General features: G+C 39.2%; 17 protein-coding genes. 10 read left to right on the top strand and 7 right to left on the bottom strand.

Annotated features, from left to right (window positions below; genetic code table 11):
* The first annotated feature begins 1 nt into the window (after position 1).
* Both fadA and tusA read left to right on the top strand, forming a co-directional pair.
* Positions 2 to 1,171 carry an acetyl-CoA C-acyltransferase FadA gene (gene fadA, locus QL995_RS20070; RefSeq protein WP_007584192.1) on the top strand — a complete coding sequence of 390 codons (1,170 nt, stop codon included), beginning with the start codon at positions 2 to 4 and terminating at the stop codon, positions 1,169 to 1,171.
* Positions 1,172 to 1,486: 315 nt separating this feature from the next.
* Positions 1,487 to 1,726 (top strand): sulfurtransferase TusA, encoded by a 240-nt coding sequence (gene tusA, locus QL995_RS20065; RefSeq protein WP_290294934.1) that lies wholly within the window; start codon positions 1,487 to 1,489, stop codon positions 1,724 to 1,726.
* A gap of 199 nt (positions 1,727 to 1,925) precedes the next feature.
* Here tusA and QL995_RS20060 read toward each other — a convergent pair whose 3' ends face one another.
* The 7 genes from QL995_RS20060 to dnaA form a co-directional block, all read right to left on the bottom strand.
* Positions 1,926 to 2,375 carry a hypothetical protein gene (locus QL995_RS20060; RefSeq protein ID WP_290294933.1) on the bottom strand — a complete coding sequence of 150 codons (450 nt, stop codon included), beginning with the start codon at positions 2,373 to 2,375 and terminating at the stop codon, positions 1,926 to 1,928.
* A 75-nt stretch (positions 2,376 to 2,450) separates the two neighbouring features.
* Positions 2,451 to 4,520, bottom strand: a complete 2,070-nt coding sequence (gene glyS / locus QL995_RS20055; protein ID WP_290294932.1) for a glycine--tRNA ligase subunit beta — start codon at positions 4,518 to 4,520, stop codon at positions 2,451 to 2,453.
* Positions 4,521 to 4,522: 2 nt separating this feature from the next.
* Complete coding sequence (gene glyQ, locus QL995_RS20050) at positions 4,523 to 5,425, bottom strand: glycine--tRNA ligase subunit alpha (protein WP_007584197.1); 903 nt, start codon at positions 5,423 to 5,425, stop codon at positions 4,523 to 4,525.
* Between the two features lie 142 nt (positions 5,426 to 5,567).
* Positions 5,568 to 7,994, bottom strand: a complete 2,427-nt coding sequence (gene gyrB / locus QL995_RS20045; protein WP_008172005.1) for a DNA topoisomerase (ATP-hydrolyzing) subunit B — start codon at positions 7,992 to 7,994, stop codon at positions 5,568 to 5,570.
* Between the two features lie 12 nt (positions 7,995 to 8,006).
* Positions 8,007 to 9,101: a DNA replication/repair protein RecF gene (recF, locus tag QL995_RS20040; RefSeq protein WP_008138030.1), complete on the bottom strand. Its 1,095-nt coding sequence runs from the start codon at positions 9,099 to 9,101 to the stop codon at positions 8,007 to 8,009.
* Between the two features lie 15 nt (positions 9,102 to 9,116).
* On the bottom strand, positions 9,117 to 10,220 hold the full coding sequence (dnaN, locus tag QL995_RS20035; protein ID WP_010555149.1) for a DNA polymerase III subunit beta: 1,104 nt from the start codon (positions 10,218 to 10,220) through the stop codon (positions 9,117 to 9,119).
* A gap of 13 nt (positions 10,221 to 10,233) precedes the next feature.
* On the bottom strand, positions 10,234 to 11,622 hold the full coding sequence (dnaA, locus tag QL995_RS20030) for a chromosomal replication initiator protein DnaA (protein WP_010555148.1): 1,389 nt from the start codon (positions 11,620 to 11,622) through the stop codon (positions 10,234 to 10,236).
* A gap of 530 nt (positions 11,623 to 12,152) precedes the next feature.
* Between dnaA and rpmH the strand changes: the two genes are divergently transcribed.
* The 8 genes from rpmH (at position 12,153) to rsmG (ending at position 20,778) form a co-directional block, all read left to right on the top strand.
* On the top strand, positions 12,153 to 12,287 hold the full coding sequence (gene rpmH / locus QL995_RS20025; RefSeq protein WP_004335215.1) for a 50S ribosomal protein L34: 135 nt from the start codon (positions 12,153 to 12,155) through the stop codon (positions 12,285 to 12,287).
* Positions 12,288 to 12,294: 7 nt separating this feature from the next.
* Entirely contained in the window at positions 12,295 to 12,717 is a 423-nt protein-coding gene (rnpA, locus tag QL995_RS20020) for a ribonuclease P protein component (protein ID WP_007584204.1), read from the top strand.
* A gap of 129 nt (positions 12,718 to 12,846) precedes the next feature.
* Positions 12,847 to 13,122, top strand: coding sequence for a membrane protein insertion efficiency factor YidD (gene yidD, locus QL995_RS20015; protein ID WP_008138026.1), 276 nt, complete (start codon positions 12,847 to 12,849; stop codon positions 13,120 to 13,122).
* An 8-nt stretch (positions 13,123 to 13,130) separates the two neighbouring features.
* Positions 13,131 to 14,768: a membrane protein insertase YidC gene (gene yidC, locus QL995_RS20010; RefSeq protein WP_290294931.1), complete on the top strand. Its 1,638-nt coding sequence runs from the start codon at positions 13,131 to 13,133 to the stop codon at positions 14,766 to 14,768.
* A 135-nt stretch (positions 14,769 to 14,903) separates the two neighbouring features.
* Positions 14,904 to 16,268: a tRNA uridine-5-carboxymethylaminomethyl(34) synthesis GTPase MnmE gene (mnmE, locus tag QL995_RS20005; protein ID WP_007584209.1), complete on the top strand. Its 1,365-nt coding sequence runs from the start codon at positions 14,904 to 14,906 to the stop codon at positions 16,266 to 16,268.
* A 1,106-nt stretch (positions 16,269 to 17,374) separates the two neighbouring features.
* Positions 17,375 to 17,824, top strand: coding sequence for an FMN-binding protein MioC (gene mioC, locus QL995_RS20000; protein WP_024591277.1), 450 nt, complete (start codon positions 17,375 to 17,377; stop codon positions 17,822 to 17,824).
* Positions 17,825 to 18,252: 428 nt separating this feature from the next.
* Entirely contained in the window at positions 18,253 to 20,142 is a 1,890-nt protein-coding gene (gene mnmG, locus QL995_RS19995) for a tRNA uridine-5-carboxymethylaminomethyl(34) synthesis enzyme MnmG (protein ID WP_290294930.1), read from the top strand.
* A gap of 15 nt (positions 20,143 to 20,157) precedes the next feature.
* Positions 20,158 to 20,778, top strand: coding sequence for a 16S rRNA (guanine(527)-N(7))-methyltransferase RsmG (rsmG, locus tag QL995_RS19990; RefSeq protein ID WP_290294929.1), 621 nt, complete (start codon positions 20,158 to 20,160; stop codon positions 20,776 to 20,778).
* Positions 20,779 to 20,783: the final 5 nt, after the last annotated feature.

The following is a 20,783-nucleotide window of genomic DNA, read 5'->3' as shown; positions in this document are numbered from 1 at the left end:
CATGAATAATCCAGTAATTGTAGATTGTATCCGCACACCAATGGGTCGCTCTAAAAGTGGTGTATTCAAACATAAACGTGCTGAAGACTTAAGCGCACATTTAATGAAAGGCTTACTTGATCGCAACCCAGCAGTTGATCCAGCATCAATTGACGATATTTATTGGGGTTGTGTACAGCAAACATTAGAGCAAGGCTTTAACGTAGCACGTAACGCAGCATTACTTGCCGGTATCCCACACAGCGTACCTGCTGTAACGGTTAACCGTTTATGTGGATCGTCAATGCAAGCATTGCATGACGCTGCACGCGCAATAATGACAGGCGCTGGCGACACTTACCTAATTGGTGGTGTTGAGCACATGGGTCACGTACCTATGACTCACGGCAACGACTTTCACCCTGGCCTTGCAACAACGATTGCACAAGCATCGGGCTCAATGGGTTTAACAGCAGAATACCTTGCAACACTTCATGGCATTAGCCGTGAGCAACAAGATGAATTTGCTTATCGCTCACATCAACGTGCACAAGCTGCAACTGTTGAAGGCCGTTTCCGTCGCGAAATTTTAGCAATGGAAGGTCACGCAGCAGATGGTTCTCTTATATTAGTTGAAGACGACGAAGTAATTCGCCCAGAAACAACAGTAGAAGGCCTATCAAAGCTTCGCCCTGTATTTAATCCTGCATCGGGCACGGTAACAGCCGGTACGTCTTCTGCACTTTCTGACGGCGCATCTGCAATGTTAGTAATGAGCGAAGAAAAAGCAAAAGAACTTGGCTTACCAATTCGTGCGCGCATTAAAGCAATGGCAGTCGCTGGTTGCGATCCATCAATTATGGGTTACGGCCCAGTACCAGCAAGTAAAAAAGCACTTGCTCAAGCCGGTATTACAATTGATGACCTAGGCGTAGTAGAACTTAACGAAGCCTTTGCAGCACAATCATTACCTGTAATGAAAGATTTAGGGTTAATGGATGTTGTTGACGAAAAAGTGAATTTAAATGGCGGCGCAATCGCACTTGGTCACCCTCTGGGTTGTTCGGGTTCGCGTATTAGCACATCGCTTATTCACTTAATGGAAGACAAAAATGTACGATACGGTTTAGCAACTATGTGTATTGGTTTAGGCCAAGGCATTGCCACTGTATTTGAACGTGTTCAAGACTAATTAGTTTTAAACATGTAAAACCATCTTGGTGATTAAAAAGGCGGACTGATTTTATTCAGTTCGCCTTTTTTATTAGCTTTAATTTATGAAAACGTCCCTTTATCAAACAAGCATGTAACAGCGTAATTATGTGATCGGGCGTATTATTAAATAAAGTCTTTTGCAGCAATAAAGTTTCAAATAAAATGAACATATTAAGATAAGTAAAATAGTTAAATTACACTTAAAATTGCGTTAAACTCCCAAACTTATTAATTGCTATACCTAAGCACTCGCGTACGCAGCAATCACTTTAATTAAACAGGTCAATTTATTATGAGCTTTGATAATCCCGATCACCAATTAGATGCCATAGGCCTTCGCTGCCCAGAGCCAGTAATGATGGTACGTGCTGCTATTCGTAAAATGAGTGATGGTGAAACGTTATTAATAACCGCAGATGATCCGTCAACGACTCGCGATATTCCGAGTTTTTGTACGTTTATGGATCACACGCTGGTGGCTAAAGATGCAGAAGAAGCACCGTATAGATATGTGGTTATGAAAGGGCTTTAAAATAACGTAGGTTGGGTTGAGTTTTACGAAACCCAACGTATTTAATAACCACCAAAATAGTTTTATTCGCCACACATGTTGGGTTTCGTTTCACTCTACCCAACCTACGAAACCCCCTTGGTGTTAATGCTGAATAAACACTACAACGTCCTTGTCACAAATCCATTAATTCACTCGGGCTGCTTTAAAAATACAGCTATCACTTCTTCGTTATCGTCACTTGTGGCTTGTCGTAGTCACTGTAATCAATACTTACTATGTATGTGCCTTTTATTGCTGGTGTGAAACTAAAGTAGTTATAAATAGTATTACAGTCTGCGATAGCTGGTTGGCCGAGTGTTAGGCTTTGCCCTGCTGGTTGTACGTCGCTGTAACCACAGTTGTAACCTTCACTAAAATCGACATCGGCTATTTTAAATTCGTACACTTTACCAGGCGTCGAAAATTTCACTTCTGCTTGATAAAGCGCAGGGCCAACTGGTGCAAACTGATACTGGGGTTCTGCATCCCACAGTGTAAAGTCGCCACGTAAGTAAATTGTGCGGTCAAGCTCTTGCTGTGGTAATACATCGTTAATCGAAATTTGGCTTGTACAGGCAGTAAGTAAACCAGCAATTGCTAAGGTTAAAATTCGTTTCATAGAAATCATCAATGGGGTTTCCTTTGCATACAGTGAAAACTAAAAAGCCAGCAAAACGCTGGCTTTTAAAATTGCTAATCGGTGTTATTTTTGTAAAACAGAAATATCTGCAATACCTAAAAACAACCCGCTTAACTGGCTTAGCAGCGCAAGACGATTTTGCTTAACAGCTTCATCGTCGGCCATAACCATTACGTTGTCAAAAAAGTTATCAACACTTTCGCGAATACCTGCCAACTGGCTTAATGCTTCTTGGTAGTTTCCATCTGCGTAAAGTGGTGCAAGGTCAGTGGCAAATTTTGCTACTTGTGATGCCAATACTTTTTCAGCGTCGTCGCTTAATAAGCTCTCATCAACACTACCTTGGCTGGTAATGTCGTTTTTAGCCAGAATATTACCTACACGCTTATTAGCTGCTGCAAGCGCTTCTGCTGCGTCTAATGTACGGAAGTGGCTTACGGCTTTAACACGGCGATCAAAATCAACAGGTTTAGTCGGACGACGTGCAAGCACTGCTTGAATTACGTCTACTTCAATACCTTCGTCTTGATACCAAGCACGGAAGCGCCCTAGCATAAATTCAAATACGTCAGTTGATACATTTAAGTTAGTTAACTTGTCGCCAAACAATGTTTGCGATTTAGCTACTAGGTCTAAAATATCAAGTGGTAGTTCTTTTTCTACCATAATGCGAAGTGCACCAATAGCAGCACGACGAAGAGCAAATGGGTCTTTGTCACCTTTAGGTGCCTGGCCTATACCAAAAATACCCACCAGCGTATCAAACTTATCAGCAATAGCTACTGCACAGCTAATTAAGTTTGTAGGTAAATTGTCGCCTGCAAAGCGTGGCATGTACTGCTCGTTTTGCGCTATGGCTACATCTTCGGCTTCACCATCGTGGCGAGCGTAATGCATTCCCATTACACCTTGCACGTCGGTAAATTCCATTACCATTTCAGTCATCAAGTCTGTTTTACTTAATAAGCCTGCACGCTGTGCTAGTACTTTATCAGCACCTAATTGCTCAGCAATATAACCTGCAAGCTCACTAATACGCTGAGACTTATCTTTGAGCGTACCAAGTTGCTTTTGGAACAATACGCTATCAAGCGATCCTAATCGGCTTTCTAGAGTTTTCTTTTTATCTGTTTCAAAGAAGAACTGTGCATCGGCTAAACGCGGACGCACTACTTTTTCGTTACCAGAAATAACCACACTTGGATCTTTACTTTCTATGTTAGATACAAACAAAAATTTATTTAAAAGTTTGCCGTTTTGATCTAATAACGGGAAATATTTTTGATCGTCTTTCATGGTGTAAATTAACGCTTCGGCTGGTACATCTAAAAATGCTTCTTCAAATGTTGCCGTTAAAGTAACTGGCCACTCTACAAGTGATGTTACTTCTTCTAGTAAATCTTCATCCATTGCAACAACAGCGTTAACTGCGCTTGCAGCCTCTTCTATTTGTGCTCGAATTTGCGCTTTACGTTGCTCGTAATCAGCAATAACGTAAGCAGATTTAAGTACGTCAAAAACGTCATCTGCATGGTTTATACTAATTTTTTCTGGGTGGTGAAAACGATGACCCTGAAGCTGGTTAGTTATTTTCTTACCAAGGATCTCGCCTTCAAGTAGCTCATCACCAAACAAAATAGTTACCGTATGCACAGGGCGAATAAATTGTGTTTTATTCGCGCCCCAACGCATTGGTTTAGGAATTGGTAATTTAGCCAACGCTTTAGTAATTGCACCTGTCATTAGCGTTTTAGTTTCTTGCCCTGCTACTTTAGCAATGTGCAATAGCCATGCGCCTTTGTCTGTTTCGAGTGTTTGTGCATCTTTTACTTCAATACCACAACCACGTGCCCAACCCATTGCTGCTTTTGTTGGGTTACCGTCACCGTCAAATGCAGCTTTAGTTGCTGGACCGCGTTTTTCAACTTCTTTGTCTTGTTGCTTAGCTTCAAGCGCTTTTACTTGTAAACCTAAACGACGAGGCGATGCATACCAGCTTACGCCTTGATGTGCTAACTCTAGTGTTTCAAGCTCTGCAGTTAAGTTTGCAGCAAAGGCTTCTGCTAATTTACGCAGTGCTTTTGGTGGCAACTCTTCTGTGCCAATTTCTACTAATAAATTTTGTGCTGACATACTTACTTATCCTTACACAGCGGGAAACCAAGCGCTTCGCGTTTGTCATAGTAACTTTGTGCACACGCTTTTGATAACGCACGAACGCGTAGAATATAACGTTGACGTTCGGTTACCGAAATTGCGTGGCGTGCGTCTAGTAAGTTAAATGCGTGCGATGCTTTCATTACTTGCTCGTAAGCCGGTAGTGGTAAGTTTGCTTCAATTAACTTTTGGCTCTCTGCTTCACATTTATCAAACTGAGCAAATAAGTCTTCTACGTTTGCGTGTTCAAAATTGTAAGTAGACTGCTCTACTTCATTTTGATGGAACACGTCGCCGTAGGTTACGCGCCCTAGTGGACCGTCTGCCCATACTAAGTCGTAAATACTATCTACGCCTTGAATGTACATTGCTAAACGCTCTAGGCCGTAAGTGATCTCACCCGTTACTGGTGAACACTCAATACCACCAACTTGTTGGAAGTAGGTAAACTGCGTTACTTCCATGCCGTTTAACCAAATTTCCCAACCTAGGCCCCACGCACCTAACGTAGGTGATTCCCAGTTGTCTTCTACAAAGCGAACTTCGTGAGTTAGTGTATCGATACCCATAGCCGCTAAAGAGCCTAAATAAAGCTCTTGGATGTTATCTGGCGATGGCTTTAAAACTACCTGAAATTGGTAGTAGTGTTGTAAGCGATTTGGATTTTCACCGTAGCGACCATCGGTAGGACGACGACACGGTTGCACGTATGCACTCGCCATTGGCTCTGGACCAATAGACTTTAAAAAAGTTTGCGGGTGAAATGTCCCTGCGCCCACTTCCATATCAAGTGGTTGAATAATGACACAGCCTTGCTGCGCCCAATAATCCTGTAAAGCCAGGATCAAACCTTGAAAGGTTTTTACGTCATATTTTTGCATATTTGGCTTTTTACTATCTAAGAAGTAGCGTGAAAATTACCCTTAGTATACCGTGTGTACACTCAGGTTTTAAGCAGTTTGTGTAATTGAAGAAAATAAAAAAGGAGCCATTAGGCTCCTTTTTCTATGTAAGCAATATTTTTTACACGTCTAAGTTAACTACACGTAGTGCGTTCTTTTCAATAAACTCACGACGAGGCTCTACTTGGTCACCCATTAAGGTCGCAAATAATTGATCCGCGCCAACAGCATCTTCGATCGTTACTTGTAACATACGGCGAGCACTAGGATCCATTGTGGTCTCCCAAAGCTGGCTTGGGTTCATTTCGCCCAGTCCTTTATAGCGTTGAATATAGATCCCGCGCTTCGATTCTGTGATCAACCATTCCAAAGCATCCACAAAGTTATCAACAGGTTTTGTTTTCTCACCACGTTGAATATATGCACCTTCGCTAAGGATGTTTGCGATGTTAGTACCAGTCACAGCAATGCGTTGGTAGTCACGTGACGCAATAAAGTCATAATGAAGTACGTGTGCTTTATCTACACCGTGCTGACGAATATTCACAACCGGGTAATACATATTACGCTCAGCATCATGCTCTGTACCAGCATGGAAAATAGTCGCATCTTCATCACGTGCAATCAGGTCGTCAACCAACACTTTAGTCCAAGCAATTACTTTAGCTTCATCTGAAAGGTCATCAGTTTTCAATTCTGTTTGATAAATTAAGCGTTCCATTACCGTGTTAGGGTATTTACGCTTTAAACGCTCAATTACTTTAACTGTGTTTTGATAATCGTGAACGATTTCTTCTAGTGCCTCACCTTCAAGAGCTGGTGCATCTGTACTTGCATACAACGCTGCACCATTAAGAGCAAGCGATGTTAGGTATTCAACTAATGCAGGGTCATCTTTAATATAACGCTCTTGCTTACCTTTTTTCACTTTATAAAGTGGTGGTTGAGCAATGTAAATATAGCCGCGTTCTACAATTTCAGGCATTTGGCGATAGAAGAATGTTAATAGTAACGTACGAATGTGAGAACCATCCACGTCCGCATCGGTCATGATGATGATACGGTGGTAACGTAATTTCTCAGGGTTATATTCGTCACGACCAATACCACACCCTAATGCAGTAATTAGTGTTGCTACTTCTTGTGAAGATAACATTTTATCAAAACGTGCTTTTTCTACGTTTAAGATTTTACCTTTAAGCGGAAGAATAGCTTGGTTTTTACGGTTACGTCCCTGCTTGGCTGATCCGCCAGCAGAGTCCCCTTCCACTATATATAGTTCAGATTGGGCAGGATCTTTTTCTTGGCAATCAGCTAGCTTACCAGGTAAGCCTGCTAAGTCCATTGCACCTTTACGACGTGTCATTTCACGGGCTTTACGCGCCGCTTCACGAGCACGTGAGGCATCAATAATCTTACCTACAACAATTTTGGCATCAGTTGGGTTTTCTAATAAAAACTCAGTGAATTTTTCAGCCATTGCTTGTTCAACTGCAGACTTAACTTCACTTGAAACAAGCTTGTCTTTAGTTTGCGATGAGAACTTAGGATCAGGAACTTTAACACTAACAACAGCCGTTAAGCCTTCACGGGCATCATCACCGGTAGCATTGCTGGTTGTTTTAGCTTTTTTGTTAAAGCCTTCTTTTTCCATGTAGTTATTAAGTGTACGTGTTAGCGCTGATCTAAAACCGGCTAAGTGAGTACCACCATCACGTTGTGGAATATTATTTGTGAAACAGTAAATATTTTCTTGGTATGCATCATTCCACTGCATTGATACTTCAACGCTAATACCATCTTCTTCACGTTCGTGAGTAAAATGGAATACACCTTTATGTATAGGTGTTTTATTACGGTTTAAGTATTCAACGAAAGCTTGAATACCGCCTTCGTATTTAAAGTGGTCAGATTTATTTTCTTCACGTTCATCATTTAAAATGATGCTCACACCTGAATTTAGGAATGAAAGCTCGCGTAAACGCTTAGCTAAAATTTCGTAATGAAAATCTAAGTTTGTGAATGTTTCACCACTTGGCCAAAAACGCAGTTCTGTACCAGTCGTGTCTGATTCACCAATAACAGCTAAAGGTGCATCTGGAACACCCATAGTGTAAAACTGCTCATGAAGTTTACCTTCACGGCGAACTGTAAGTTTTAGCTTTTCTGAAAGTGCATTTACAACAGAAACACCAACACCGTGTAAGCCACCTGATACTTTATAAGAGTTATCATCAAACTTACCACCGGCATGAAGTACCGTCATAATAACTTCGGCTGCTGATACACCTTCTTCTTCATGGATAGAAGTTGGAATACCACGACCGTTATCTCGTACTGAGACAGAACCGTCTAAGTGAATCGTTACATAAATATCATCACAATGACCTGCTAAGGCTTCATCGATCGAGTTATCAACGACCTCAAACACCATGTGGTGTAAGCCTGTGCCATCATCGGTGTCCCCAATATACATTCCAGGACGCTTTCTTACTGCGTCTAATCCTTTAAGTACTTTAATACTCGACGAGTCATAATTCTCAGACATGGTTAATCCCACTTATCTTGTTATTAGGTTGCCATGTTTCACGTGGAACATTTGTAGTTCTCGTTGCATGGGTTCCACCACAGCAGAAATACTTTCAGACAAAATTGAAGAGATAAAAATTTGAGAACTGCAGTGAGCAAGTAATTGTCCCACTTTCTCTTTTGTATCTTCGCCTAACTCTGAAGGTAGATCATCTATTAGCAATATAGATTGCTTATCTGTCTCTGACTCAATTAAGCTATTTTGCGTAACTTTTAACGCATATAATAGTAACTTCAATTGACCGCGTGAGAATGTATTCTCCACACTGTTGCCAGCGACACTAAAACTAAAATCGGCCTTATGAGGGCCTTTACTTGTAAATCCTTGGCGAGCATCTCGCTCAAAGTTTTGCTCTAACGCATCTGCAAGAGATTCGGTCTCTTTCCAGCCTGCGTTAAAGGTCATTTCTAAATCACGTACAAGCGTTAATTCTGCACACATTTTATCAAAAAACTGCTGCTTAAACCTACTTATATACGCCAATCTTAATTTATTTATTTCTTCAGCCAGTCTAACAAATTCTTTGTCCCAAAACTTAATTTGGTCAAAATAATTCTTGGGCTTAGTTTTTAACAATGCATTACGTTGTTTAAGTACTTTATTAAACGATTGCCATAAAAAAAAGAACTCATGTTCCACGTGGAACAAACCTAAATCTAAAAACTTTCTGCGCTCTTTAGGCCCACCAAAAAATAAAGAATAGCTCTCTGGTGTTATAATTTGCACTGGCATGAGTTGAGCTAGTTCGGATATTTTACGGCTCGCCTTACCTTGAATTTTTAAATTAGTTTCACCCGTTTGGGTTTTACTAATACCAATTGGAATAGATAAGTCGTGTATTGTTTTGCGCCCGTGAATTACAAACTGCTCTTGCTGATGCGCGATAATACTTTTGTGTTTTGGAGTACGAAAAGATTTGCCGTGAGAAAGGTAATAGATAGCCTCTAAAAGGCTGGTTTTTCCGCTGCCGTTTTCACCATATATTATATTAACGCCGTTAACTGGTTCTAGCGTCAGCGCCTCAATATTACGAAAATATTTGAGGCTCAAATGACTTAAGCTCATTATGTATTTATAGTCTTATAAACGCATAGGCATAACAACGTACATTGCTTCTTCATCGCCCGCACCTTCAATTAATGCACTGCTGTTTGAGTCGGCTAATGTAAATAGTACGTCTTCTGTTTTTAATGTGTTTAGTACGTCTAATACGTAAGACACGTTAAACCCTATTTCTAGGTCAGCACCTTCGTAACTTACTTCAACAACTTCTTCAGCTTGTTCTTGCTCTGGGTTGTTGGCCGTAATTTTTAATAAACCATTTGATAAGTTTAAGCGTACGCCACGAAACTTTTCATTAGATAAGATAGACACTCGTTGGAACGCATTACGTAACCATTCTCGGTTAGCTGTAATTACTTTGTCGCCACCACGGGGTAATACACGACGGTAATCTGGAAAACGCCCATCAACCAGTTTACTTGTAAATGTAAACTCAATATCAATAATACGGATATGGTTAGCACCAAACTGAATTGTTACCAATTCATCGTCAGCTACCATAAGGCGCATAATTTCTTGCACACCCTTGCGAGGTATAATTAATTGACGTTGAGTATTAAGCGATTGCGTTAATTGCTTTTGCGCTATAGCTAAACGGTGACCATCTGTTGCTACTGTTTTTATGTCGGTATTATCTACTTCAAACGACATACCATTTAAGTAATAACGTACGTCTTGATTTGCCATCGAAAAATGCGTGCTTTCGAGTAACTTACGAAGCTCTAAACGAGTTAGTTGAAATTCAACCTCTCCGTCCCACTCTTCTAAATTAGGAAAATCATCAGCAGATAAAGTCGTCAATGAAAAACGGCTTTTACCACTGGTTAAAAGTAATTGATGCTCTTGCAAGCTTAAAGTAATGTCTGAACCATCTGGTAGACTTTTACAAATATCGAGTAACTTTTTAGCGGGTAACGTTAGTTTTGTATCGGCAATATCATCACCTACAAATACGCCAGAAACTAGTTCAATTTCAAGGTCAGTACCCGTCATTGAAAGTTGTCCGTTTTCTACCACTAACAAAACGTTAGATAAAATTGGCAACGTGTGTTTGCGCTCTATTGCGCCCGACACTTGCACCAATGGCTTTAAAAATTGTTGTCTTGATATTGTTATTTGCATAATAAAGTCAGCCCTAAGATGACAATGTTCTTATTAAGTTTTGGTAATCTTCTTTAATTTCGTGGCTTTCGTCACGTAGTGATTTTATCTTACGACATGCATGTAATACGGTCGTATGATCGCGTCCACCAAATGCGTCACCAATCTCAGGTAAGCTGTGATTAGTTAATTCTTTAGATAATGCCATAGCTACTTGGCGCGGCCTCGCTATAGAGCGACTGCGGCGCTTAGATAACAGGTCTGATATACGAATTCGATAGTACTCAGCAACAGTGCGCTGAATATTGTCTATGGTAACCAGTTTATCTTGCAAGGCAAGTAAATCGCGTAGCGCTTCTTTTACAAAATCGATTGAAATAGGACGACCGGTAAAGTTCGCATTAGCGATTACACGGTTAAGTGCACCCTCTAGTTCACGAACATTTGAACGTAATTTTTTGGCAATAAAAAAAGCAACTTCGTGTGGTAAGTTAATCTTACTTTGCTGGGCTTTTTTCATTAAAATAGCAACGCGTGTTTCAAGCTCTGGTGGCTCAATCGCAATTGTTAATCCCCAACCAAAACGTGATTTTAGCCTGTCTTCAACGCCTTCAATCTCTTTAGGGTAACGGTCAGAGGTTAAAATAATTTGTTGGTTGCCTTCAAGCAATGCATTAAAGGTATGAAAAAATTCTTCCTGTGAACGCTCTTTGTTAGCAAAAAATTGAATATCATCAATCATTAATGCATCAACACTACGGTAATAACGCTTAAATTCTTCTATCGCATTATTTTGAAGTGCCTTTACCATGTCTTGAACAAAGCGTTCTGAATGCATGTAAACAATTTTAGCATCTGGCTTATTTGCCATAATGCCATTACCTACTGCATGTAATAAGTGAGTTTTACCTAAACCAGTGCCACCGTATATAAATACAGGGTTAAAAGCAGAGCCAGGATTGTCGGCAACCTGTGTGGCCGCAGCTTTTGCTAATTGGTTTGATTTACCTTCAACAAAGCTATCAAAAGTATAGTTTTCTTTAATGTTAGATTTGTAACCTGACTTAGGTGCAGGTTCAACAACTGGCTTTTGCTCGCGAGGCTGTTGTTTTGCTGAAGCGTGTGCACTTGGTGCCGATTGAGTTTCTATAACCGGTGCAGCTTGTGCATTTAATAAAGGTTTACTACCTACATCAAAACGTAGTTTTGGTGCTTCAACACCACAAATCTCTACTAATAATTCGTTAATTCTATTTAGGTACTTTTCTCTCACCCAATCAAGCACAAAGCGATTAGGTGCATAAATCGTCAAGGTATCTTCGGTACTTTCTGCTTGTAGCGGTCTTACCCACATACTGAATTGCTGCGAAGGCAACTCATCTTGCAATACATATAAACAACTTTGCCAAACCGACAGATACACAGTTAAACTCCCAGAGATATAATTTTTATTCCCGCACATCATTAATGATTATAAATCATACATTTATTGCGTTCAAATGGTCCAATAAGCGACCCAAGACCGCGTATTATGAAGACACTTTATCCACAAGTAAAAGATTGATTTTTATAAAATTGTTGATATCGATGTATAAAATCATTAACAAGCTGATTTAAAACAGTTTTTATTTTAGATCCTGAGAGGAGATCATAACAAAATAACACCAAGATCGCGAACCAAATTTACGATCCAATTTACTTTTCCCCCGCTTTTATTCACTTTTTATACAGGGGCTGTGGAAAACTTCTTATTTATGATGATCCTAACAGATCGCCTTATATGATCTCTTATATGATCTCTTATATAGTAGTAGGTGGGTTATATACCCTTAACGTAATTATGATTGACTTTACATTACTTACTCTATAATATCTCGCGCTCGCAATGGCACCTATGCCAGGATCGCGACCTGTATAGGATGTTTTAACTTTAACCGATCGGATGAGATTGTTATGAAAAGAACTTTTCAACCTAGCGTTTTAAAACGCAAACGTGCACACGGCTTCCGTGCTCGCATGGCAACTGTAAATGGCCGTAAAGTATTAGCACGTCGCCGCGCTAAAGGCCGCAAAGTTCTTTCTGCTTAATTTATAAGTGGAAGACTTTAGCTTTGGCAGGGAGTTACGTCTGTTAACTCCCTCGCATTACTCTCGCATATTTAATGAACCCGCTCGGGCTGCAACTCCCTTCTTTACTCTATTAGCTAAACCAAATGACCAAGAAAAACCTCGGTTAGGTCTAACTGTTGCTAAAAAACGTGTAAAAAAGGCATGCCAACGAAACCGTATTAAACGTCTCGCTCGCGAAAGTTTTCGTTTAAATCAACACAGCATCGATAATATTGATATTGTGCTTATGGTTAAAAATGGTATTGATGAGCAGTCTAATGAAGAAATAACCAAACAACTTACTAAATTATGGCGAAAAATTAACGAACGCTGTAAACCAGGTGCACCTAAACCGCCACCTTTTAAGAAACGCCCAAACAAATCAGCTAAATCTAACAAACAAACCTAATTGCAATAGAATTGCAGGGTTAATTAATGTATCTTTAGCTCACCTTTTAATCATGCATTTAAATTTTCTAATTGAGTCTTTAAATACATGATATCTATCTCACTAAACTTAAGTAGGGGCATAAACATCATGAGGTTACTTAAACCACTTGTTGCTTTACCAACTTTTTGTTTAGTGTTATTTATCCGCGGTTATCAAAAGTGGATTAGCCCGCTGTTAGGTCCGCATTGTCGTTTTAATCCAACCTGTTCTAGTTATGCTATTCAAGCAATTAAATTGCATGGATCGGTAAAAGGTAGTTGGTTAGCTTTAAAACGCATATTAAAATGCCATCCTTTACATTCAGGCGGAGACGACCCCGTTCCTGAAAAATTAACCCATATTAACCACCAACACGAGAAATAAGAGCTGTTATGGAATCGCAACGCACGTTTTTATTAATTGGCCTAATGCTAGTGTCGTTTTTATTGTTCCAAGAATGGGATAATGATTACAACAAGCCTAAAGTCGATCCAAGTGCCACAACACAAACACTACAAGCAAATTCACCAGAGTCGGATGATTATATTCCTTCATCGTCAGATTCAGAGTTCCCTGCTTCAGCAACTTTAGCTAAGCGTTCAGTTATTGAAATTACAACTGACGTTTTTAAAGTTAAAATTGACACCAAAGGCGGTGACATTGTTGAAACAGACCTTCTTCAATACGAAGAGACAAAAGGCAGTGACACGCCTTATATGCTTCTTGGTCAGCTTGATGGTGGCAAACAATACTTTTCACAAAGTGGCTTAATTGGTTTAAATGGCCCTGACGGATCAGCTAATGGTCGCCCTACTTATAGTACCGAACAAAAATCATATACCTTAACGGGTGATGAGCTTCGCGTTCCACTTCAGTTTACTGATAGTAATGGTGTTAGTTTTACTAAAACGTATGTATTCAAAAAAGGTCAGTATGACGTAGGCCTAGAATACAAAATTAACAACACTACCAGCGCACCTCTTCAAGTACAGCTATACACGCAAATTAAGCGTACCGTACAAGAAAAAGGTAGCATGGTTGATCAAAACTATTTAGGTGCTGCATACGGTACTGATGAAGAAAAATACGAAAAGTATAGTTTTTCAGATATGGCTGATAAAAACCTAAATAAAAGCACGCAAGGTGGTTACGTTGCCTTTATTCAACATTACTTTGTAAGTGCTTGGGTTCCAATGCAGGATCAATCAAATACACTTTATAGCTTAATTACAAAAAGTAATGCCGCTATTATTGGTGCTAAAGATCCCGCTGTAAATATTCAAGCTGGTAGTGAGCAAACACTAACTGCTACTTATTATATGGGCCCGAAAGAGTCAGATATTCTTGAAGCTATTCACCCAGACCTAGACCTAACCGTAGATTACGGTTGGTTATTCTTTATCTCGCAACCTTTATTTGTATTGCTAAAATGGCTACACAGCATTTTAGGTAACTGGGGTGTAGCAATTATTGCCATCACTATTATCGTTAAATCGTTAATGTACCCACTTACTAAAGCGCAATACACTTCAATGGCAAAAATGCGTGCCCTACAGCCTAAAATGGCAGCCCTTAAAGAAAAGTTTGGTGATGACCGTCAAAAGTTCGGTCAAGCAACTATGGAAATGTACAAAAAAGAAAAAGTTAACCCAATGGGTGGCTGTTTCCCTATTTTGCTACAAATGCCAATTTTCTTAGCCTTGTTCTACGTATTCTTAGAGTCTACTGAACTTCGCCATGCTGAATTCATTTTTTGGTTAACTGACCTTTCTGCGAAAGACCCGTACTACGTATTACCAATATTATTTGGTGCGAGTATGTTTGTGACGCAAAAGCTACAACCTATGACGGTTACTGATCCAATGCAGCAAAAAATGATGACCTTTATGCCGGTTATCTTCTCTGTATTCTTCTTATGGTTCCCATCTGGTTTAGTTCTTTACTGGTTAGTGTCTAACCTTATTTCTATTGTCCAGATGTTAATCATCTACCGTGGCATGGAAAAGAAAGGAATTAAAGTAAGAGGCTAACTAAGCTCCTACTTATATAAAGGCGACTTCGGTCGCCTTTTTTATTGCCTGTTTTTCACCACAGCTATTCGCTACAAATAAATCGATAGGTTACAATACGGGCATAAAGTTACTCATCGTTGGCAAATTAATAGCATGATCAATCAAGATACAATTGCAGCACAAGCAACAGCACCTGGACGTGGTGGTGTTGGTATTATTCGCGTTTCAGGTAGCCTTGCTAAAAGTGTCGCCGAAAAAGTAGTAGGTAAAATACCTAAAGTTCGCTACGCCGATTATGTGCCATTTAAAAGCCTTGCTGGCGAGCAACTTGATCAAGGTATTGCCATTTACTTTGCAGGTCCTAACTCATTTACTGGTGAAGACGTACTTGAATTACAAGGCCACGGCGGTCCTGTAGTACTGGATATGTTACTTAAAGAAATTAGTAAAATAGAGGGCGTTCGTTTAGCAAAGCCTGGTGAGTTTTCTGAGCGCGCATTTATGAATGACAAGCTTGATTTAACACAAGCAGAAGCCATCGCCGACTTAATTAATGCCACTAGCGAGCAAGCCGCTAAAAGCGCCCTACAGTCTCTCCAAGGTGAGTTTTCTAAGCACATAGAAACACTCGTAGAAAAAGTAATTCACTTACGCATGTATGTAGAAGCGGCAATAGATTTTCCTGATGAAGAAATTGATTTTTTATCAGATGGTAAAGTGTCAGGCGACTTAGACGCGATTATTACTCAGCTTAACACTGTAACCAACCAAGCCAAGCAAGGCAGTATCATGCGCGAAGGTATGCGTGTTGTTATTGCAGGTCGCCCTAATGCGGGTAAATCAAGCCTACTTAACGCTCTAGCCGGTCGTGAAGCCGCAATCGTAACAGAAATAGCCGGTACCACTCGCGACGTACTACGAGAGCATATACATATAGATGGTATGCCACTGCATATTATAGATACCGCAGGCCTTCGTGAAAGCCCAGACAGAGTAGAACAAATAGGTATTGAGCGTGCATGGGATGAAATAAACCAAGCCGACCGCGTTTTATTTATGCTTGATGGCACTGATACTATAGATACTGACCCGCACAAAATTTGGCCTGAATTTATGGCAAAATTACCAGAAGGTATGGGGGTTACGGTCATCAGAAATAAAGCTGATTTATCGGGCGACATAGTCGGAATGGAGCAAGAGCAACAATACCCGGTTATCAGCTTAAGTGCTAAAAATGCTGACGGTATTGAACTTGTTCGCGAGCATTTAAAAGCTTGTATAGGCTTTCAAGGTGCAACAGAAGGTGGCTTTATGGCGCGCCGTCGTCATTTGGATGCACTAGAAAGTGCTGCGTATCATTTAGAAACGGGTAAAACACAGTTAGAAATGCACATTGCTGGTGAAATACTCGCTGAAGAACTGCGTTTAACACAGCAGTATTTGAATGAAATTACCGGTGAATTTACCTCAGACGACTTACTTGGCAAAATATTTAGCTCGTTTTGTATTGGTAAATAAACACCCTATTACAGATATATTTTTATTATAAGAGCACTTAGGTGCTCTTTTTTTATGTAAAATATTCTGCTGTAAAATATGTATTTATACACCTGATGCCTGCAAATTACTGCCAATAAAATCATATCCAAAACTACCTTTGTTACGTGCTAAGAGAGGTCAGATTATATAGAGTAGGCAATACTGAGAGTGCTTATTGGAGGAATTAATAGCACAAATTACACCTATTATTAAGGCTAAAACCGATGCCTTTTCAAACAACCGCACGCTTTAATAGCATTATATGTCATACAAAAAGTAGTTATAAATGGCTTCCTTATACTTACTTTAGCTCACAAAAATGCACTAAAACACACCTCATACACGCAAAAAATAATGCTATTCGCTCAATTAAAGAGCTAAAAAACACTGATTAGTACTCTAAAAGGCTTACTTTTGACAACATATAATTTGATAATCACCGTGATTTTTAAATAAAATAACTCAACTGTTAAGTATTCAAAACTTTTGATCTGCTAACTCCACCAGCAAAATTAATAAAAATAGCAGCTCTAAATTCGCATAAAATTAAAAATACCGAGATTACTTATCCACAATACCTAATTTTCAGCTCAAATAAATACCAAAACTAGGTAAATCAGTCGCAAAAACCTCATGATCAATTGTAATTTATCTATTTATGAACTTATTTTTAATTAATTTCATTAGATCTGCTTTATTAGATCATTTTTAAAAATTATTTTCGATCTAAATTTAAGGTTATCAACAGGCTTTATATCCACATTATGATCAACATGTATTTTTAATTGAGATATTTACAATTTAATTTTTTACTGACAAGTAATATCAATAACTTAGCGAATATAAAACAACCTAAAAAAACAGTTTAAGCAGAGCTTTCCCCACTGTTATCAACAACTTGATCAGAAGATTACATTTAAAGATAATTTGTTAAACACTATATTATCAACAACTTAAAGACACAATTTTGAATGAGTGTAAAATTACCGCAAAAATAGTTATACAAAAAAGCACTCTTAACTTTACTGTTATCCTCACTCAGTTATCATAGGCGGCAATTATAACCAATGTGATCACTAATATTCATGAGTTCAGTAAATCTTATTGTCGGCAGCCAAATGGGATCAGCCGAGTATGTTGCAGAGCAATTAAGCGACGCGCTTAATAACCTTGGTATTACTACGCAACTACATGATCAACCTGAATTTAGCGATATTGATCAGCAAAATACCATTTGGTTAATCTGCACATCAACTTATGGTGCAGGTGATTACCCTGAAAATCTTATTAGTTTTGTTGAAGATGTAACTCAAGCAGATGATTTATCTGAATTAAAATATTCAGTAATCGCTTTAGGCGACACTAGTTATGACACTTATAACCTAGCAGGACGTAATATAGATGCCTTATTAACTCAAAAAGGCGCTATAAAAGTAGCAGAACGTTTAGAGCTTAATATTCTCGATGAAGCATTACCAGAAGACACTGCATTAACATGGTTAGACTCTTGGATAGCTCAAACAGGCATAAAATAGATAGATCAAGTAAAAAGTTATATATAAAGTTACCCACAATTTACTAATAATTTAATAGGTTTTGTGGATAAAGATTGAATAAACTGCGTTTTAAAGCATGCTTATCCATTGGATAAGATCCAACTGATTCAACCCTGTGCATAAAGTGCCTTTTTGATCAGAGCTTATTTGCTGGATGATCCGATCATATTAACACCTTTAGATCTGATCTAATTTCATGTTTTAAATGAAGATCCAAACCTTATCAACAGAAAAGTCGATCAGTAGTAGTAATAGTAATAAAAGATCTCTTTAAAAGATCCTTTATATTATTAGAGATCACATACTTAGATCTTGCCCTTTGTTTAATCATTTATCTTCTGCCAATTTCTAGGTAGAATACGCTCCCTTTTGAAGTTTACCGGTTTGATTTAAGTAGGATCCCATTAATGATTTTTCACGAAAATTTTGACGTTATCGTAGTAGGTGGTGGACATGCTGGCACTGAAGCCGCATTAGCAGCTGCCCGTATGGGGATGAATACCCTGCTACTGACTCACAATATGGATACCCTTGGTCAAATGTCTTGCAACCCAGCAATTGGTGGGATTGGCAAAGGTCATTTGGTAAAAGAGATTGACGCGCTTGGTGGTGCAATGGCACAGGCCATTGATAAAGGCGGGATCCAATTTCGTACACTAAATTCTTCAAAAGGACCTGCTGTTCGTGCTACTCGAGCACAAGCAGATCGCGCTTTGTACAAAGCGGCTATTCAAACAACATTACAAAACCAAGATAACCTTAAAATTTTTCAACAATCATGCGATGATCTTATTGTTGAAAACGATCGTGTTACTGGCGTAGTAACTCAAATGGGTTTACGTTTTAGTGCATCAAGTGTTGTTTTAACCGTGGGTACTTTTTTAGGCGGCTTAATTCATATTGGTTTAGAAAATTATAAAGGCGGTCGTGCAGGCGATCCTCCTTCAATCGCTTTAGCTGATCGCTTACGTGAACATCCATTTAGAGTTGATCGTTTAAAAACAGGTACACCTCCACGTATTGATGCACGTACTGTTGATTTTACAAAAATGGAAGCACAGCCAGGTGATACACCAACTCCTGTGTTTTCGTTTATGGGTAAACAATCAGATCACCCACAACAGATACCGTGTTACATAACTTACACAAACGAAAAAACACATGATGTTATTCGTAAAAACTTACATCGCTCACCTATGTACTCAGGTGTTATTGAAGGTATTGGTCCACGATACTGCCCTTCAATTGAAGATAAAATTGTTCGTTTTGCAGATAAAGATAAACATCAAATATTTGTTGAGCCTGAAGGTTTAACATCATACGAATTATACCCAAATGGTATTTCGACTAGTTTACCGTTTGATGTACAACTTGAAATTGTGCAATCGATTACAGGTTTTGAAAATGCACATATTTGTCGACCTGGTTACGCAATTGAATATGATTACTTTGACCCACGTGATTTAAAACAGTCTTTAGAGACTAAATTTATTGAAGGTTTATTTTTTGCGGGTCAAATTAACGGTACTACCGGTTATGAAGAAGCGGGTGCACAAGGCTTAATTGCAGGTATGAATGCTGCACTAAAAGTACAAGGCAAAGATTCTTGGACACCACGTCGTGATGAAGCTTACGTTGGTGTATTAATCGACGACTTAGCAACACTGGGTACAAAAGAACCATACCGCATGTTTACCAGTCGTGCCGAATACCGTTTATTACTTCGTGAAGATAATGCTGATATTCGTTTAACTGAAAAAGGCCGTGAACTAGGTTTAGTTAATGACGAACGCTGGCAGGCATTTAACGAAAAAATGGAAGTAATCGAAAAAGAGAAGCAACGCATTAAAGATACGTGGATTCATAAAGATCACGCCGTTGTAGATCAAGTAAATGCATTACTGAAAACACCGCTTACACGTGAAGCAAGTTTAGAAGAATTACTTCGTCGCCCAGAGATTCGTTATAACGATCTTATGGCTATAGAAGGATTAGGATCTGAATTTACAAACAAAGCGGCACTTGAACAAGTTGAGATCCATACTAAGTACGCAGGTTATATTGCGCGTCAACAAGATGAGATCAACAAACAGCTTCGTCATGAGCAAACAATTTTACCAAAAGAGTTTGATTATAAAACCGTATCTGGTTTGTCAAATGAGGTAGTTGCCAAGCTTATTGAGTCGCGTCCTGACACTATTGGTCAAGCATCGCGTATTTCTGGTATCACCCCAGCGGCGATTTCGCTATTATTAGTGTATCTGAAGAAGCAAGGCTTATTACGCAAATCCGCGTAACGGTAAGGGTACATAGTGTTACAGCAACAATTAACTACATTGTTAGCGCAAACTGATATTGCGCTAACAGAAAAACAACAGCAACAGCTAGTTCGTTACGTCGAGTTATTGAATAAGTGGAATAAGGCTTATAACTTAACCTCAGTACGCTTACCTGAAGAAATGATGATTAAGCATATAATGGATAGCTTAGTTGTTGCGCCTCACTTACCCGGTCATCATTATATTGATGTTGGAACGGGTCCTGGATTACCGGGTATCGTATTAGCAATTGCATTACCTAATACACATTTTGTGTTATTAGATAGCTTAGGTAAACGTGTACGATTTTTAATGCATGTTAAACATGAGCTTGGTCTTGATAATGTAACCCCGGTTCAGTCAAGAGTTGAAGAATATCAACCAAGTGTTAAATTAGACGGCGTACTAAGTCGTGCTTTTGCTTCATTACAAGATATGGTTGACTGGTGTTCGCACTTAATCGAGCATTCGGGTAAATTTATAGCACTTAAAGGCGTGTTCCCTAGCGAAGAGCTAGAGTCACTACCTGCAGGCGTTAAGTTTGAGCAAAAAATTGCATTAGAAGTACCTAATTTAGATGCACAACGACATTTAATTATTCTTTCTAAAGACTAGGGATC

Origin of the sequence: Pseudoalteromonas sp. APC 3358 (assembly GCF_030408075.1) — a bacterium.
Taxonomy (GTDB): domain Bacteria; phylum Pseudomonadota; class Gammaproteobacteria; order Enterobacterales; family Alteromonadaceae; genus Pseudoalteromonas; species Pseudoalteromonas arctica.
The sequence above is the reverse complement of the archived record's forward strand: the minus strand, read 5'-3'. Positions and strand labels throughout refer to the sequence as shown.